Origin of the sequence: Streptomyces sp. NPDC004732 (assembly GCF_040609235.1) — a bacterium.
Lineage (GTDB): Bacteria > Actinomycetota > Actinomycetes > Streptomycetales > Streptomycetaceae > Streptomyces.
Map to the genome: position 1 here is coordinate 129,456 of NZ_JBEXJR010000002.1, position 15,726 is coordinate 145,181.

The following is a 15,726-nucleotide window of genomic DNA, read 5'->3' on the forward strand; positions in this document are numbered from 1 at the left end:
GGGGGGCCGGGTCCGGGGCCAGGTCCGGGTCCAGGTCCGGGTCCGGGTCCAGGTCCGGGTCCGGGTCCGGGTCTCTGGGGGACATCCCCCAGGTGGGATTTCCATGATTTCCCCCATGGCGGGGAGGGTCGGGTGACGATCACTCTGGAGGCATGACTTCACGTGCTTCCGAGACCTCACGTGCTTCCTTGACCGCACGTGCTTCCTTGACCCGTCGCTCGCTCGTCGGGCTCGCGGCCGCGGGGCTGGTGGCGACCACGCTGTCGCTCCCGGCGTCCGCGGCCGCGGCCGGGGCGGGGACGGGGGCCCCGCGGGCCCACGCCACCGGTGCCGCGGCCCACCTGCCCGCGCCCACCGGGCCGTATGGCATCGGCACGGTCTCGGCCCGCCTCGTCGACCGGACCCGGCACGATCCGTGGGTGCCCTCGCAGCCGTTCCGGGAGCTGATGGTCAGCGTCTGGTATCCGGCCGCGCCCGGCTCCGGCCCCGGACACCCCCGCGCGCGCTACATGGCCCCGGGCGCCGCCGAGCGCTGGGACGCCACGTCGCCGCACAGCATCCCCAAGGGCGCCCTCGACTTCGCCGCCACGCGCACCCATGCCCGCGAGGGGGCGCCCGTGGACACGCGGGGCGGTCGGCGCCCCGTGCTCGTGTACGCGGCGGGCGCGGGCGACCCGCGCACCTGGGGCACCTCGCTGGTCGAGGAGATGGCGAGCCGCGGCTATGTCGTCGTGACGGTCGACCACACCTACGAAAACCCGGGGGTGCAGTTCCCCGACGGCTCGGTCAAGGACGACGGGCCGCTGCGGAAGGCGCTGGAGGAGGCGCAGCAGAACGGCACGATGCCGGAGCTGCTCAAGAAGACCCTCGACATCCGGGTCGCCGACTCCAAGTTCGTGCTGGACAGCCTCGGTTCGCTGCCGCACGGCCTGTCCCGGGTCGTCGACCGTCGGCGCGTGGGCATGTTCGGCCAGTCGGCGGGCGGGATCGCCGCGGCCGAGACCATGTACGAGGACCGCAGGGTCAGGGCGGGCGTCAACTTGGACGGCACGCTGGAGTTCAACCCCGAGCCCAACGGCACGAACCTGATGCCGGTCGCGGAGCACGGCCTCGACCGCCCGTTCCTCCTGATGGGCCGCGAGGGCAGCGACCGCACGACCGAGCTGTCGTGGCGGTCGTTCTGGTCCCACAGCACCGGCTGGAAGCGGAACCTCACGCTGCGGGGCTCACTGCACCAGTCGTACACGGACCTGCCCGCGCTCCTCCCCCAGGCCGGAGTGGACCGGAAGGTGATCGAGGAGAACATAGGAACGGTCGACCCGGCACGCGCGGTGGCGGCTCAGCGGGCGTACGTGGCGTCGTTCTTCGACCACTGGCTGAAGGGGAAGGACGACGGCCTGCTCGACGCGCCGTCCGGGCGGTATCCGGAGGTGGAGTTCGCGGGGTGAGGACCGGGCCCGCTCCCCCGCGGGCGCTAGCCGTCCTCGGGCTCCTGCCACGCCAGCCGTTCCGCGCGGGTCAGCCAGTGGAGGTACCACTCGGCGAAGGTGACCCGGTCCGTGCTGCCGTAGAACTCGAACGGGATCACGCCCTCCGCCGCCGCGCGGACGTCCTGCCACATCGTGCCGCGTTCGGGGCCGGTCAGGGCCAGCAACGTGTAGTAGGCGCAGCCCTGTTCGCTCACGTAGAGCGCGCCTTCGGTCAGCGCGTCGAGGAGCTCGTCGTCGCGCTCGTCCCAGGCCGCGTAGGCGGCGCGGAACCGCTCCCCGTCCTCGTCCGAGTCACCGTAGGCCGCCCGCCGGGGCTCCGCCGCCTGGTGCTCCTCCCACTCGGCCGTGCGCTCGGGGCGGAACGGGAGGGGGTGGTCGGGCGGGGTGGTGGCTGTTGCGGGGGCGGACACCGGCTCGGGCTCGGGCACCGGCTCGGGCTCGGACTCGGACTCGGGCTCGGGCTCGGGCTCGGGCGGCTTGACGGTGAACACGCCGTAGTCCGGGCCCGCGCCCCCGGCCCCGACCTCCTTGAGGAAGCCGCGGTACTCCGCAGGGAACGTCACCCCGCGCCGCCGCTCCACCGCGTCGACCTGCTCCTCGGTCAGGACAGGACACAGCTCGAAGCGGTGGCCGTACTCCTTGAAGTACGCGCCGAACACCGCCCGCCGGTTCGGCGCGTCCCGGAGCGCGAGCACGCGCGCTCTCACACCTGTCCAGACCCCGCCCACCTGCGCCCCTCCCCGTTCGGGCCGCCTCCGCGGAGGGACCCGGCCTTGCTCACGGTCACCGTACGCGCCTAGTGTGAATGCGCTTTCAAAGGTCCAGAGAATCAGGCGGTCGGGTGAGCACAACTCCCACGGTGTACGACGTCGCCGAGCGGTCGGGCGTTTCCATCGCGACGGTGTCGCGTGTGTACCGCAACCCGGACTCGGTCCGTGAGAAGACCCGTGAGCGGGTCCTCACCGCGGCCCGCGAGCTCGGCTACGTGCCCAGCGGAAACGCCCGCGGGCTCGCCAGCCGCTCCACCGGAGTGCTCGGGCTCTGCTTCCCCGACTACTCGGACCCGGACACCGAGACCGAGGCCGCCGACACCGACGACGACCACGCCTTCATGCTCTACTCCGACCAGATCATCCGCGGCATGGAGCGGGCCGCGCGTCGGCACGGGTACGCGCTGCTGATCGCCGCCTCGCTCAAGGGCGGCCCGGAGAGCCTGGTCGCGAAGGTCGCCGGGCGCGTCGACGGGTTCGCCGTGCTCGCGAGGACGGTGCCGACGGAGGACCTCGACGTCATCTCGCGGCGGCTGCCCGTCGTCATGCTCGCCGGGCCCCGCGAGTCCGATCATCTGGACCACCTCGACCACATCGAGGTCGCCAACGAGGACGGCCAGCGCGAGCTGACCCGGCACCTGATCGAGGACCACGGGCTGCGGCGGCTCGTCTTCGTCGGCGGCGAGGAAGGCGCGCCGGACGCGCAGGCGCGGTTCCGCGGGTATCAGGAGGCGTGCCGGGCGGCCGGGCTTCCCGTACGCGAAGAGCCCGATCTGCGGGCCGAGATGATGACGCAGGCGGCGGGAGCGCGGGCCGCCGACGCGTTGCTCGACCGGTCCGGACCCGACGGCAGTGCGTCGGCGCCGCTCCAGGCCATGCTCTTCGCCAACGACCAGATGGCCATCGGGGCGCTCCACGCGCTGGAGCGGCGCGGGGTGCGGGTGCCGGAGGACGTGGCCGTCACCGGGTTCGACGGGATTCCGCTCGGGCGCCTCGTGCGGCCCGCGCTGACCACCGTGCGGCAGCCGATGCGGCAGTTGGGCGAGGAAGCGGTCGAGCTGCTCGTGCGGCGGCTCGGCGAGGAGCGGGACCGGGCACCCGTCGACCTGATGCTGCCGGTGAGCGTGGTGCGGCGGGCCAGTTGCGGCTGCGCCGGAGCCTCCGGAGCCCCCGCGCACGGCGACCGGCCGGGGCCCGCCTCCGTCAGCGAGTGAGCGTCGCCCCGAAGAACGCCTCGCGCGCCTTCCGCAGGGCCGCCGTCTCCGCGGGCGTATCCGCGTGCTCGAAGTGCCCCGCCTGCAGTACGTGGAGTTCGCGCGGGCCCGCCAGGGCGTTGTGCACCGCGAACTGGCCCGGCGGCGGGACTGCGGGGTCGAAGAGCGCGGGCGCGGTGAGGGTCGGCATGCGCAGGTGCGTCGCCGCCGTGGCCGCGTCGAAGTAGCGCAGTACGTCGGTGACTTCGGGGTGGATCCGGTGGTACGCGCGCACCGACTCCCCGCTGCCGGTGCACGGGAGCGTCAGGCGCAGGGGGTGGTTGCCGAAGGTGGGGACCGTCAGCTGTGCCGCGGCGAAGCGGTCGTCCCAGGGGAGGGCGAGGGCGCCGAGGCCGCCGCCGAAGCTCTCGCCCAGGTAGCCGAGGCGGGGCGGTGTCCCGGGGCCGCCGGTCAGCTCCGGGACCAGTTCGAGCAGCGCCGACGCGGCGCACCAGAGGTCGGCCACGCACTCGGCGAGCACATAGGTGTCGCGGGACTCGATGCCGTGCAGGACGTGGGCGTCGGCCTCCGCGGGGATGCCGGGGTGGCGGCCGCGGGTCTCCATGCCGCGCACGCAGGGCAGGAGCGCGGCGGAGCGGGGCAGCGGGAGCGGGACGTCGGGGCCGGGTTCGTGGCGGCCGCCGTAACCGTGGCCCACGACGAAGCCGTGCGCCACGCCGCCGGGCGGGCCTTCCGCGGGCAGGACCAGCCAGCCGCCGAGCCGTACCCCGCCGACCGAGGTGTACGTGACGCCGTGCACCCGCACCCCGTCGCGCTCCTCTTCCACGGGGCCGACGACGGGAGCGGTCGCGACGGCACGGGCGGCCTCGTACCCGGCCCGCCAGAAGTCGGCGAAACCGGTCGGGACGGGAGGCGCGGGGACCGCGAGGAGGTCGTCGAGGGAGTGGCCGTGCGACGGGTCGAACCCGAAGCCGTGCGGAAACGCGGACATGCCGCGACCCTAACCAGCGCCACCCCGCCGAGCGGAGCCGCTCACCCCACCGGGCGGAGCCGCTCGCCCTCCCATGCCACCCCGCGGCAACTGGTCTGCCGACCATGAGGCGGCCACCACATTCACTTTCAGGATGCAAATGTTCCGCTTAGTTTGCTCATGTCGGGCATCCCCGTGCACATCCCATGTCGCCCCCGTTACGCGAGTGTGACCAAGACCCTCTTGCGGTCGTCCGGGGGGCTGCAACAGAGTGATGTATGCGCTTACAGACAGCGCATACATCCGGCGCCGCAAGGCCCCGGACCCGGGAGCTCAAGGAGGAGCCGTCCATGCACCGCGCCGCCAGAACCGCCTCGGCCGCCATCGCACTCGCGACGGCGTTCGCCGTCACCGCGTGCGGCAGCTCCGCCGGTGACGAGGTCGCCGCCGACAAGAAGCAGACACTCACCGTCTGGGCCATGGGCGCCGAGGGCGAGAAGCTCGCGGAGGTCGCCGAGGCGTACAAGAAGGCGAACCCGCACGTCACCGTCAAGGTCACCCCCGTCGGCTGGGACGTCGCCCACCAGAAGCTGGTCTCGGCCGCCGCCGCGGGCAAGCTGCCCGACGTGGCGCAGATGGGCGGCAGCTACATGGGCGAGTTCGCCGAGCTCGGTGTCCTCGAACCGGTCGACACGAAGACCTTCGACGAGAAGGACTTCTTCCCGGCCGGGTGGCAGCAGGGCGAGGTGGAAGGCACCGCCTACGGCGTGCCCTGGTACGTGGACACCCGCGTCCTCTACTACCGCACCGACCTCGCCAAGAAGGCCGGTATCAGCAAGCCCCCGGCCGACTGGAAGGGGCTGCGCGCCATGGCCTCCGCCCTGAAGGAGAAGGCGGGCAGCAAGTGGGGCATCTACCTGCAGCCGCGCGGGCTCGACACGGTGCAGTCCTTCTACCCGTTCCTGTACTCGGCGGGCGGCGAGATCGTCGACAAGGACGGCAAGGCGGTCATCGACAGCCCGGCGGCGGTGAAGGCCTTCAAGGAGTACGGCTCGTACGTGAAGGACGGGCTCAGCACCAAGAGCGCCCAGCCCGGCTACGACCCGCTGAAGGACTTCAACACCGGTGACGTGCCGATGTTCTTCTCCGGCCCCTGGATCACCACGCTCATCAAGGACCAGTACCCGGACCTGAAGGGCAAGTGGGGCGTCGCTCCCGTGCCCACCGACAAGACGTCCACCTCGATGGCGGGCGGGTCCAGCCTGGTGATCTCCAAGGACAGCCCGCACAAGGCCGCCGCCAAGAAGTTCATCCAGTACCTGACGGACTCCGAGGGGCAGTCCGACTGGTACGAGCGGACCAGCGATCTGCCCGCCAACACCAAGGCGTGGGAGAGCGGCGAACTCGCCGAAAACCCCGACCTGCAGGTCTTCAAGAAGCAGATGGAGACCGCCAGGACCTCGCCCGCGCTGGCCAAGTGGACCGAAGTGACCTCCAAGGTCGACGCGGCCATCGAGTCGGTGACCCAGGGCAAGGCCTCCGCCGAGGACGCCGCCGACAAGGCGCAGTCCGAGGTCGAGAACCTCGTGAAGTAGGCCGCCACCATGAGCACCACTGCCGAAAAGGCCGCCACCGGAGAGCCCGCCCCCGGAAAGACCGCTTCCGGAAAGACCGATGGGACGCCACCGTCCGCCGGGCGGCGCAGGCGGGGATCCCTGGGCGTGCAGAACCTTGCCGGGTGGCTCTTCTCCACCCCCTTCCTCGTTCTGTTCACCGTCTTCATGGCGTTCCCCATCGTCGCCACGCTGGCGATGAGCTTCACCGACTTCGGGCTGCGCAACGTCACCCGGCCCTGGGAAGCGAACTTCATCGGGTTCGAGAACTATTCGCAGCTCTTCGGCGACGAGAAGTTCCTGAAATCCCTCTTCAACACCGGGTACTTCGTGGTGATCGGTGTCCCGCTCACCATCTGTCTCGGGCTCGGCGTGGCCGTGCTCCTCAACAACGGGATCGACCGGGCCAGGACCTTCTTCCGCGTGGGGTTCTATGCGCCGGTCGTCACCTCCATCGTCGCCGTGGCCGTCGTGTGGCGTTTCGTGCTCGATCCGAGCGACGGGCTGATCGCCGGAGCCTGTTCCGAACTCGGCCTCACCGCACCCGACTTCCTGGGCAGCGAAACGCTCGCCATGCCCTCCCTCATCGCGATGGCGGTGTGGCGCAATCTCGGCACCGTGATGGTGCTCTTCATCGCCGGTCTGCAGGCCATCCCGACGGAGGTGCGGGAGGCGGCCAGGCTCGACGGGGCCGGAGGGTGGCAGGAGTTCCGCCGCATCACCGTCCCGCTGCTGAGGCCCACGCTGCTGTACACCACGGTGATCACCACGATCGGCTATCTCAATGTCTTCGAGGAGCCGTTCGTCATGACGCAGGGCGGGCCTTCCGACTCCACGCTCACCGTGTCGCTCAACATGTACCGCGAGGGCTTCAACTTCTTCCACATGGGCTATGCCAGCGCCATGGCGTACGTCCTCTTCGTGGTAATCATGGCCATCACGGTGCTCCAGCTCCGACTGCTGAAGGACAACACCAAATGAGCGCCAAGTCCGTGGCGGTGAAGAAACCGCTCGTCTATGTGCTGCTTTCCTTCGGCCTTTTCGTCATGGCCGCCCCATTCCTCTGGATGGCGCTCTCCGCCTTCAAGACCTCGACGGATCTGACCGCCAGCCCGCCGGTGTGGATTCCCTCCGAGTGGACGCTCGACAGTTTCCACCGACTGCTCGACAAGCTCGATCTGCCGCTCTACTTCATGAATTCGGTGATCGTGGCCGTACTGGTCACCGTCGCGAATCTCGTCTTCTGCTCGATGCTCGGCTATGCCCTGGCCAAGCTGAGCTTCGTCGGACGGAACAAGATCTTCGGCCTGGTGCTCGGTGCGCTGATGGTGCCCGGCAACCTGATGCTGCTGCCGCTGTTCGTGCTGATGAGCAAGTTGCAGCTGATCGACTCCTATGCCGCGCTCGTGCTGCCGTTCGCCGCCGGGGCCTTCGGGGTCTTCCTCATGCGGCAGTTCATGCAGTCGATCCCGGACGAGCTGCTCGAAGCGGCGCGGATGGACGGCGCCAGTGAGTGGTACATCTTCTGGCGGATCGTGATGCCGCTGGTGAAGCCCGCCCTCGCAACGCTTTCGATCTTCACGTTCCTCGGGTCCTGGAACAACTTCGTGTGGCCCTTGATCGCCACCAACGATCCCGACAAATACACCCTCCCCGTCGCGCTGGCCACCTTCGCGACCGATCCCAACAAGTCGTCCGGCTCCAACGGAATGCTGATGGCCGGGGCCTTCCTGATCGTCCTTCCGGTGCTGCTCGTCTTTGCCGTGCTGCAGCGGTACTTCACCCAGGGCATCGCCACGTCCGGCATGAAGTAGCCCCGCCGGCCGCTCCCCCACCGCGTAAGAGAAAGACAATCTGCGATGACGCACACCCCGATCCCGTTCCCCGAAGGCTTTCTGTGGGGGGCCTCCACCGCCGCCCACCAGATCGAGGGCAACAACATCAACAGCGACTGGTGGGTGAAGGAGCACACCGCGGGCACCCACATCCAGGAGCCCAGCCTGGACGCCTGCGACAGCTACCACCGCTGGTCCGAGGACATGGACCTGCTGGCCCGGCTCGGCTTCACGGACTACCGCTTCAGCATCGAGTGGGCCCGCATCGAGCCCGTCGAGGGGCAGTTCTCCCGGGCCGAGCTCGCGCACTACCGGCGGATGGTCGAGGGCGCGACCGAGCGGGGCCTGCGGCCGATGGTGACCCTGCACCACTTCACCGTGCCGCAGTGGTTCGAGGCGCGAGGCGGGTGGACCTCCGAGGGCGCCGTGGAGCTCTTCGCGCGCTACGTCGCCGCTTGTGCGCCGGTCATCGGGGACGGTGTGCCGTACGTCTGCACCATCAACGAGCCGAACATGATCGCCGTCATGGCGGGGCAGGCCAAGCGCGGGGACATCGGGTTCCCGCCCGCCGGTCTGCCGACGCCGGACGAGGAGACCACGCAGGCCGTGATCGCCGCGCACCACGCCGCCGTCAAGGAGGTCAGGGCGATCGACCCCGCGATCCGGGTCGGCTGGACCATCGCCAACCAGGTCTACCAGGCGCTGCCCGGCGCCGAGGACGTGGCCGCCGCCTACCGCCACCCGCGCGAGGACGTCTTCATCGAGGCCGCCCGCGGCGACGACTGGATCGGGGTCCAGTCCTACACCCGCACGAAGATCGGCCCCGAGGGCCCGGTCCCCGCGCCCGAGGACGCCGAGCGCACGCTGACCCAGTGGGAGTACTACCCGGCGGCGGTCGGGCACGCGCTGCGGCACACCGCGGCGGTGCTCGCCGACGCGGGCATTCCTCTGATCGTCACCGAGAACGGCATAGCCACCGACCTCGACGAGCGCCGCATCGACTACTACAAGGGCGCGCTGCACGAGGTCGCCGACTGCCTGGAGGACGGCCTCAACATCGGCGGCTACCTGGCCTGGAGCGCCCTGGACAACTACGAGTGGGGCTCCTACCTGCCTGCTTTCGGGCTCATCGGCTGGGACCGCGAGACGTTCACCCGCACCCCCAAGCCCTCCGCCCACTGGCTGGGCGGGCTCGGGCGCACCCGTGAACTTCCGCGCGTGAACGGCTAGCTCCGCCGGTTCCGCGAGCCCCGGCGGTTCCGCACCGCTTCCCCAGCTCGGGGGTCGGCCGCACCTGACAGCGGTCGGCCCCCGTACGACTTCCTCGGGCGGTTCCCGGTGCCTCCGGAGCATGCCCCGCCCCGGGTCGCGGAGCCCCGAAAGCGGCCATACGCTCCCAAATGTGACGCCGCCCTCGCCGATAGCCGCGCGGGCAGCAGCGGCCGCGGTGGCCGTGCTGCTCGCCTGGTTCCCGCTGCTGAGCTCCTCCCCCGCGGCCGCCGACGACCCGGTCACGCTCTCCCGCTCGGGCCAGATCACCGACAAGGTGGATGCGCTCGACGGCCGCGCCGACGTCGCCGAGCGGGCTCTCGACCGGCTGTACGACGACCGGCGCGTGCAGCTCTTCGTCGTCTACGTACGCGACTTCTCCGGCCGTTCCGCGCAGAGCTGGGCGGACGCCACGGCCGACCGCAACGGCCTCGGGCTCGACGACGTACTGCTCGCCGTCGCCACGCACGACCGCCAGTTCGCCTACTCCGTGGACGAGGGTTCGCGGCTCACCGACGCCCAGCTCCAGGACGTGGCGACCACGGCGATCAGGCCCGCCCTGCGCGAGAACGACTGGGCCGGGGCCGCGATCGGCGCGGCGGACGGCTACCGCGCGGTGCTCGGAGGGCGCCCCGTGCCCGCCCCGTCGGTCACGCCGGGCAGGGCCGACCCCCGGGCCGAAGGCTCCGGTGCCGACGACGCCGACAGCTCCGACGACGCCAACGACTCCGTAACGGGCGATCTGGTCCTGCCCGTGGCTGCGGCGTGTGCGGCCGGTGTCGCCGCCACGGTCGCGTACAAACGGCGCAAGAAACGCGCCACCACCCGTACGACCCCCGGCGGCGGCTGGGGGCAGGGGGCGGACGCCACCCCGCTGCCCGAGCTCGACAAGAAGGCCCGGCTGCTCCTCGTGGACACCGATGACGCGGTCCGCACCAGCACCGAAGAGCTCGGCTTCGCCACCGCGCAGTTCGGCGAGGACGCGGTCCAGCCCTTCGCCGACGCGCTCGCGTACGCGCAGGCGGAGCTGACGGCGGCGTTCCGGCTGCGTCAGGAGCTCGACGACGCCTTCCCCGAGGACGATCCCACCAGGCGCCGCATGCTGGACGAGATCGTGGCGCGCTGCACGGAGGCGGGCCGCCGCCTGGACGCCGAGACCGCCGGATTCGACGAGCTGCGCGCCCTGGAGAAGAGTGCCCCGCAGGCCCTGGAGCACGCGGAGACGGTGTTCCGGCAGGTCGCCGGGCGTACCGGCGCCGCGGAGGAGACCCTGACCGGCCTCCGCGAGAAGTACGCGCCGACAGCGTCCGCCGCGGTGCTCGGCCATGTCGAGCAGGCCAAGGACCGTCTGGTGTTCGCCACCACCCACCTCAATCAGGCCCGGCAGAGCGTCGACGCGGGCGACAGCGGCAAGGCGGCCGTCCACCTGCGCGCCGCCGAGGGCGCCGTCGACCAGGCAGGGACGTTCGTGGACGCCGTGGACCGCCTGTCCGACGAACTCGCGCTGGCCGCCGAGAGGCTGCCCGGAGCGCTCGCCGATTCCGAGGCGGATCTCGCCGACGCGCGCGGGCTCCTCGACGGCACCTCCGAAGAGGTCTCCACGGCGGACCTGAGGGGCCGGGTGGCCCGCGCGGAGTCGGTCATCGCCGAGGTGCGCGGGCGGACGTCCACGGGGCCCTACGACCCGCTGGACGCCCTGCGCCGCGTCGAGGAGGCCGACGCCGCGCTCGACGAGGCCCTCACGGGTGCCCGCGAGCGCGAGGTCTCCGACCGGCGCGCCCGGACCCTGCTCTCCCAGGCGCTGCTCACCGCGCGCAGCGCCGTCGGGGCTGCCGCGGACTTCGTCACCACGCACCGCGGCGCCGTCGGCAGCGAGGCGCGGACCCGCCTGGCCGAGGCCCAGCGCCACCTGGCGCAGGCGGAGGCGACCGAGGACGGCGATGCCACCGCGGCCCTCGCCGCGGCGCAGCAGGCGGACGCGCTGGCCCGGCAGGCGCAGGAGTTCGCCGAGCGGGACGTACGGGGATACGGCAACCCCCATGGAGGCCTCGGCGGAGGTGGTGGCCGGGGCGGCGGCATGGGCGGCGCCGTCCTCGGCGGCATCATCCTCGGCGAGCTCTTCGGAGGGGGTGGCCGCGGAGGCGGTGGCTACGGAGGAGGCGGTTTCGGCGGAGGCGGTGGCTACGGAGGGGGCAGTTTCGGGGGCGGTGGGCCCGGCAGCTTCGGCGGTGGCGGCACGCGGGGGCGCAGGGGCGGAGGCGGCAGGTTCTGACGCACCCCTGAAGACGACCAAGCCTCCGTCCGTCCCCCGGCGCAGGAACCCTCGTACAAGGAGACCAAGGCCATGACGAAGCAGACCATCCTCGGCCGTGTCACCCAGCTCGCCAAGGCGAACCTCAACGCGCTCCTCGACCAGGCCGAGGACCCGCAGAAGATGCTCGACCAGCTGATCCGTGACTACTCGAACAACATCAGGGAGGCCGAGGAGGCGGTCGCGACCACCATCGGGAATCTGCGGATGCTGGAACAGGACCTGAAGGAGGACCGGGACGCGGCCGTCGAGTGGGGCGGCAAGGCGCTCGCGGCGAGCAGGAAGGCGGACGAGCTGCGCGCGGGCGGCGGCGCCACGGAGGCCGACAGGTTCGACCGGCTCGCCAAGGTGGCGCTCGGACGGCAGCTGCAGTCCGAGAAGGAGGCGAAGGACGCCGAGCCGACGATCGCCTCGCAGACCGAGGTCGTGGACAAGCTGAGGTCCGGGCTCGACCGGATGAAGACGAAGCTGACCGAATTGGAGTCGCGACGTGATCAGTTGGTGGCCCGCGCGAAGACCGCGCAGGCTCAGAACCAGATGATGGACGCGGCCCAGAACATCGACGTACTGGACCCGACCAGCGAGTTGAGCCGCTTCGAGGAGAAGGTGCGGCGCGAGGAGGCGCGGGCGCTCGGCAAGCAGGAGCTGGCCGCGTCCTCGCTCGACGCGCAGTTCGAGGAGCTGGACGCGCTGGGCGACGAGGCGGAGATCACCGCCCGTCTCGCCGCCATCAAAGCGACCACATAGACCCCGGGAGCCTGGTGTCGGAACCTCCCCCGGGACCCGGCGTCAGAACAGACTGAGCAGCGCCTCCGCCGCGTCCATCGGCTCCGTGCCCCCGTCCGGCAGCGCCATCTCGAACCACACCGTCTTGCCGCGCGGTGTCCTGCGCGCCCCCCACGCGGCGCTGAGCAGGCCGACCAGCTGGAGGCCCCGCCCGCCCTCGTCGGTGTCCCGTGCGCGGCGGCGGCGCGGCTGGACGTAGCTCGCGTCCCAGACCTCGCACACCAGCGTGCGGTCGAGCAGGAGGCGGAGCCTGATGTCTCCTTCGCCGTACCGCAGGGCGTTGGTGACAAGCTCGCTGACCAGCAGCTCCGCCGTGTCGCAGAGCCGCTCCAGGTCCCAGGCGCGCAGCTGGTCGCAGGCGAGCTCACGGGCGCGGCCGACCGACTTGAGGTCGCGCGGCAGCGTCCAGTCGCCGACGTGGTCGGCCGGGAGTCCTTCGACGCGGGCCATCAGGAGGGCGATGTCGTCCTCTCCGTGGTGGGTGTCGAGGGAGCTCAGGACGTGGTCGCAGGCGTCCTCCAGGGCCGGTGGGGCGTCGTTCAGGGCGCGTACGAAAGCGTTCAGGCCCTCGTCCAGCGGATGGTCGCGGGATTCGACGAGACCGTCGGTGTAGAGCGCGAGCAGGGCGCCCTCGGGGAGGTCGACCTCGACGTCTTCGAAGGGCTCGCCTCCGACGCCGAGGGGCATGCCAGGAGGCACGTCGAGCATGAGCGCGGACTCGCCGGGCTCGACGAGGACGGGCGGGAGATGGCCCGCGTTGGCGAAGGTGCAGCGGCGCGTGACGGAGTCGTACACCGCATACACACAGGTGGCGAGGTAGACCTCGCTGAGGTCCGCGCCCGCCGCCTTGCGTGCCCCCCGGGTGGCCTGCTGGGGCCCCGCGGGGTTGCCGAGGCCCCGGGCGATCTCGTCGAGGGCGGAGAGCACCTCGGCGGGCTCCAGGTCGAGGAGCGCCAGGGTGCGCACGGCGGTGCGCAGCTCCCCCATGGCGACGGCGGCGCGCAGGCCGCGGCCCATGACGTCGCCGACGACCAGGGCGGTGCGGTGGCCGGGCAGTTCGATGACGTCGAACCAGTCGCCGCCGACCTCCGTCGCGGCGTTGCCCGGCAGGTAGCGGCAGGCGATGTCGAGGCCGGACGCCTCGGGGTCGCCGGGCGGCAGCAGGGAGCGTTGCAGTATCAACGCGCGCTCGTGCTCGCGGCGGTAGAGGCGGGCGTTGTCCATGCAGACGGCGGCGCGCGCGGCCAGTTCGACGGCCAGTGCCCGGTCGCGCTCGCCGAAGGGTTCGCTGCCCTTCGTACGGGAGAACTGGGCGAGGCCGACCACCGTGTCGTGGGCGACCATCGGCACGGCCAGCGTCGACTGGACGAGGCCGCCGGTGAGACGGCTCGCCGACTCGTCGTCGTCCGCGGTGATCAGGCGGGGCCGGGCGGCACGCAGGGCGTCGGCGCAGGGCGACGTGAACGCGAACCGGTGGACGGCGCCTACGTCTATGGGCGCGCTGCCGTCCGGGAACGGGGCGTCGGCGACGGCGCTCGCGAAGGCCACGCGGCGCAGTTCCGCGCTGCCGTCGGCGAGCCCGGGCGGCGTCTCGTCGCCGTCGAGGAGGCCTTGGTAGAGGTCTACGGAGGCGAGGTCGCAGAAGCCCGGCACGGCGACGTCGAGCAGCTCCCTGGCGGTGGTCTCCAGGTCGAGGGAGTTGCCGATGCGGGCCCCTGCCTCGTTCAGGAGAGCAAGATTGCGCCGGGCGTGGGCGGCCTCGCGGGCGGCGGCGTGCCGACGGGTGACGTCGGTGCCGAGACCGGCGACGCCGATGGGGCGGCCCGAACCGCTGTGCACGCGGTAGAGGTTGATCGACCAGTGCCTGCGGTCGTTGCTGCCGGGCGCGGGTCCCACAATCTGCATGTCCGTCACGGAATCGCCGGTTTCCAGCACCCGCTTCAAGGCGGCGGCCATGCGGTCGGCCTCGTGCCGCGGCAGATAGTCGTGGCAGGTCCGGCCCCGCTGGTCCTCGACGCCCCCGCCGAAGACGTCGGCGAACCGGCGGTTGGCACGCTGCACCTTCAGGTCCGCGCCGAACAGCAGGAAGCCGAACGGAGATTGGCCGAAAATTGCCTGTGAAGCGGCGAGGTCCGTCTCGATCTGCCGGAGCACCCGGACGTCGACGACGATACAGACCGCGGCCCGCTCGCCCTCCTCGGTCACGGTCGGCATCACGTATACCTCTGCAATGCCTTCCAGGCCGCCCGCGCCCCGCTCACGGCGCTCCCCGAGGCCGCCGGGCCCGCCGGGACCCGCACCGCCCCCGAGCCCGCCCGGCGCCCCGGAGTCCTCCGGCATCCGGAAGGGCACCACACCCGTCCACTCGCGCCCGTCAAGGATCTCCGCCATCTTGCGGTGGCCGCCCGCGCGCAGCTCGGGCGGCACGAAGGCCTCGATGGGGTCCTTGCCGACCGCGTCCCGCGCGGCCACGCCGAACAGCCGCTCAGCGCGCATGCTCCACTGATCGACCAGGCCGTCCGCACCGATCGAGAACGAGGCGACCTTGATGTAGTCGTATATCGAACCGGGTGGGTTGCTCTGCCACGTCTCGTCGAGCGGCACGCCGCCGACCGGCACGTCCTCGGCCGGCCCGGCGCCCCGGGCGCCGTCGCCCGTCGCGCCGTCCGCGGCCCCGTGGGCCATCGCGTCGCCCGACGGTCCGTCGAACTCCGTCGCCTTCGCTGGTATCTCGCTCACGCGAACCGTCCCCTCCAGCTCACCGCGTCCGGCACCGGTCACCGCATACGGCTGACCGCAGTATCCAGCACTACGGTGCAGCGCCACACGGCGTTCACGATCACAGCACGGACTCGACGCTTTTTGGCCCGTGCCGACCTTGTGCGGGACGCTTCTCGCACACTGCCAGTCTTCTAACCCGGCAACGCCAGCTCGAACCACACCGTCTTCCCCGTCCTGCCCGTACGACCCGGACGTGTACCCCAGCGCCGTGAGGAGCGGGACACCAGCTGGAGGCCTCGCCCGCCCTCGTCGTCGAGTGCGGCGGTGCGCTCCAGGGGCGGGTCCGGGAGCGGATCGGATACCTCTACGAGGAGGGTGCCGCTGGGGTCCACGGGGCGTACGAGACGTACGCCGATGGGGCCAGAGGCATGACGCAAGGAGTTGGTCACCAGCTCGCTCACGAGCAACACGGTGACGTCGCCGAGGGCCTCGAGACCCCAGTCGGCGAGCTGCTTGCGGACAACTGTGCGGGCGGTGCGGACGGCGCCGGGGTCCGCGGGAAAGGCCCACTCGGCACAGTCGCCTTCGGTGTCGATCACGCCGATCACTTCCAGACCAGTAGCTGAACCTGCCCGGCAACCGCCCGGCAACCTGTCCGGTTTCATGGGGTTAATGGGCACATACCCGATATCCAGGCTGGTTTACCGCGTATCAGGGCGCACTGTGGCACGAACGGCGTAGGCGGGA

12 protein-coding genes are annotated in these 15,726 nt (G+C 71.5%); 8 read left to right on the forward strand and 4 right to left on the reverse strand.

The genetic code is table 11. The features are described 5' to 3' along the window. Nucleotides 1-188 precede the first annotated feature (188 nt). Nucleotides 189-1,448 (forward strand): hydrolase, encoded by a 1,260-nt coding sequence (locus tag ABZV77_RS05000; protein ID WP_356250421.1) that lies wholly within the window; start codon nt 189-191, stop codon nt 1,446-1,448. A gap of 26 nt (nt 1,449-1,474) precedes the next feature. On the opposite strand, the gene ABZV77_RS05005 is transcribed toward ABZV77_RS05000, so the two are convergent. Continuing rightward, complete coding sequence (locus ABZV77_RS05005; protein ID WP_356250423.1) at nt 1,475-2,185, reverse strand: SMI1/KNR4 family protein; 711 nt, start codon at nt 2,183-2,185, stop codon at nt 1,475-1,477. Nucleotides 2,186-2,295: 110 nt separating this feature from the next. Between ABZV77_RS05005 and ABZV77_RS05010 the strand changes: the two genes are divergently transcribed. Next, nucleotides 2,296-3,474 carry a LacI family DNA-binding transcriptional regulator gene (locus ABZV77_RS05010; protein ID WP_356250425.1) on the forward strand — a complete coding sequence of 393 codons (1,179 nt, stop codon included), beginning with the start codon at nt 2,296-2,298 and terminating at the stop codon, nt 3,472-3,474. Here the strand turns inward: ABZV77_RS05010 and ABZV77_RS05015 are convergent. Continuing rightward, on the reverse strand, nt 3,464-4,465 hold the full coding sequence (locus ABZV77_RS05015; protein WP_356250427.1) for an acetylxylan esterase: 1,002 nt from the start codon (nt 4,463-4,465) through the stop codon (nt 3,464-3,466). The two genes, ABZV77_RS05010 and ABZV77_RS05015, sit on opposite strands and share 11 nt — an antisense overlap. Before the next feature lie 329 nt (nt 4,466-4,794). Between ABZV77_RS05015 and ABZV77_RS05020 the strand changes: the two genes are divergently transcribed. The 6 genes from ABZV77_RS05020 (at nt 4,795) to ABZV77_RS05045 (ending at nt 12,219) form a co-directional block, all read left to right on the forward strand. Continuing rightward, nucleotides 4,795-6,039, forward strand: a complete 1,245-nt coding sequence (locus tag ABZV77_RS05020; protein WP_356250429.1) for a sugar ABC transporter substrate-binding protein — start codon at nt 4,795-4,797, stop codon at nt 6,037-6,039. 9 nt (nt 6,040-6,048) lie between these two features. After that, nucleotides 6,049-7,038, forward strand: a complete 990-nt coding sequence (locus tag ABZV77_RS05025) for a sugar ABC transporter permease (protein ID WP_356250431.1) — start codon at nt 6,049-6,051, stop codon at nt 7,036-7,038. Continuing rightward, nucleotides 7,035-7,871, forward strand: a complete 837-nt coding sequence (locus tag ABZV77_RS05030; protein ID WP_356250433.1) for a carbohydrate ABC transporter permease — start codon at nt 7,035-7,037, stop codon at nt 7,869-7,871. Before ABZV77_RS05025 ends, ABZV77_RS05030 begins: the two co-directional genes overlap by 4 nt. Nucleotides 7,872-7,916: 45 nt before the next feature. Then, nucleotides 7,917-9,122: a family 1 glycosylhydrolase gene (locus tag ABZV77_RS05035; protein WP_356250435.1), complete on the forward strand. Its 1,206-nt coding sequence runs from the start codon at nt 7,917-7,919 to the stop codon at nt 9,120-9,122. A 217-nt stretch (nt 9,123-9,339) separates the two neighbouring features. Then, nucleotides 9,340-11,433, forward strand: a complete 2,094-nt coding sequence (locus ABZV77_RS05040; protein WP_356252297.1) for a TPM domain-containing protein — start codon at nt 9,340-9,342, stop codon at nt 11,431-11,433. Between the two features lie 72 nt (nt 11,434-11,505). Next, nucleotides 11,506-12,219, forward strand: a complete 714-nt coding sequence (locus ABZV77_RS05045; protein WP_356250437.1) for a PspA/IM30 family protein — start codon at nt 11,506-11,508, stop codon at nt 12,217-12,219. Nucleotides 12,220-12,261: 42 nt separating this feature from the next. Here the strand turns inward: ABZV77_RS05045 and ABZV77_RS05050 are convergent, their stop codons facing one another. Together ABZV77_RS05050 and ABZV77_RS05055 are read right to left on the reverse strand one after the other, a co-directional pair. Beyond that, nucleotides 12,262-14,997, reverse strand: coding sequence for a SpoIIE family protein phosphatase (locus ABZV77_RS05050; protein WP_356250439.1), 2,736 nt, complete (start codon nt 14,995-14,997; stop codon nt 12,262-12,264). A gap of 173 nt (nt 14,998-15,170) precedes the next feature. Next, nucleotides 15,171-15,587: an ATP-binding protein gene (locus ABZV77_RS05055; protein ID WP_356250441.1), complete on the reverse strand. Its 417-nt coding sequence runs from the start codon at nt 15,585-15,587 to the stop codon at nt 15,171-15,173. Nucleotides 15,588-15,726: the final 139 nt, after the last annotated feature.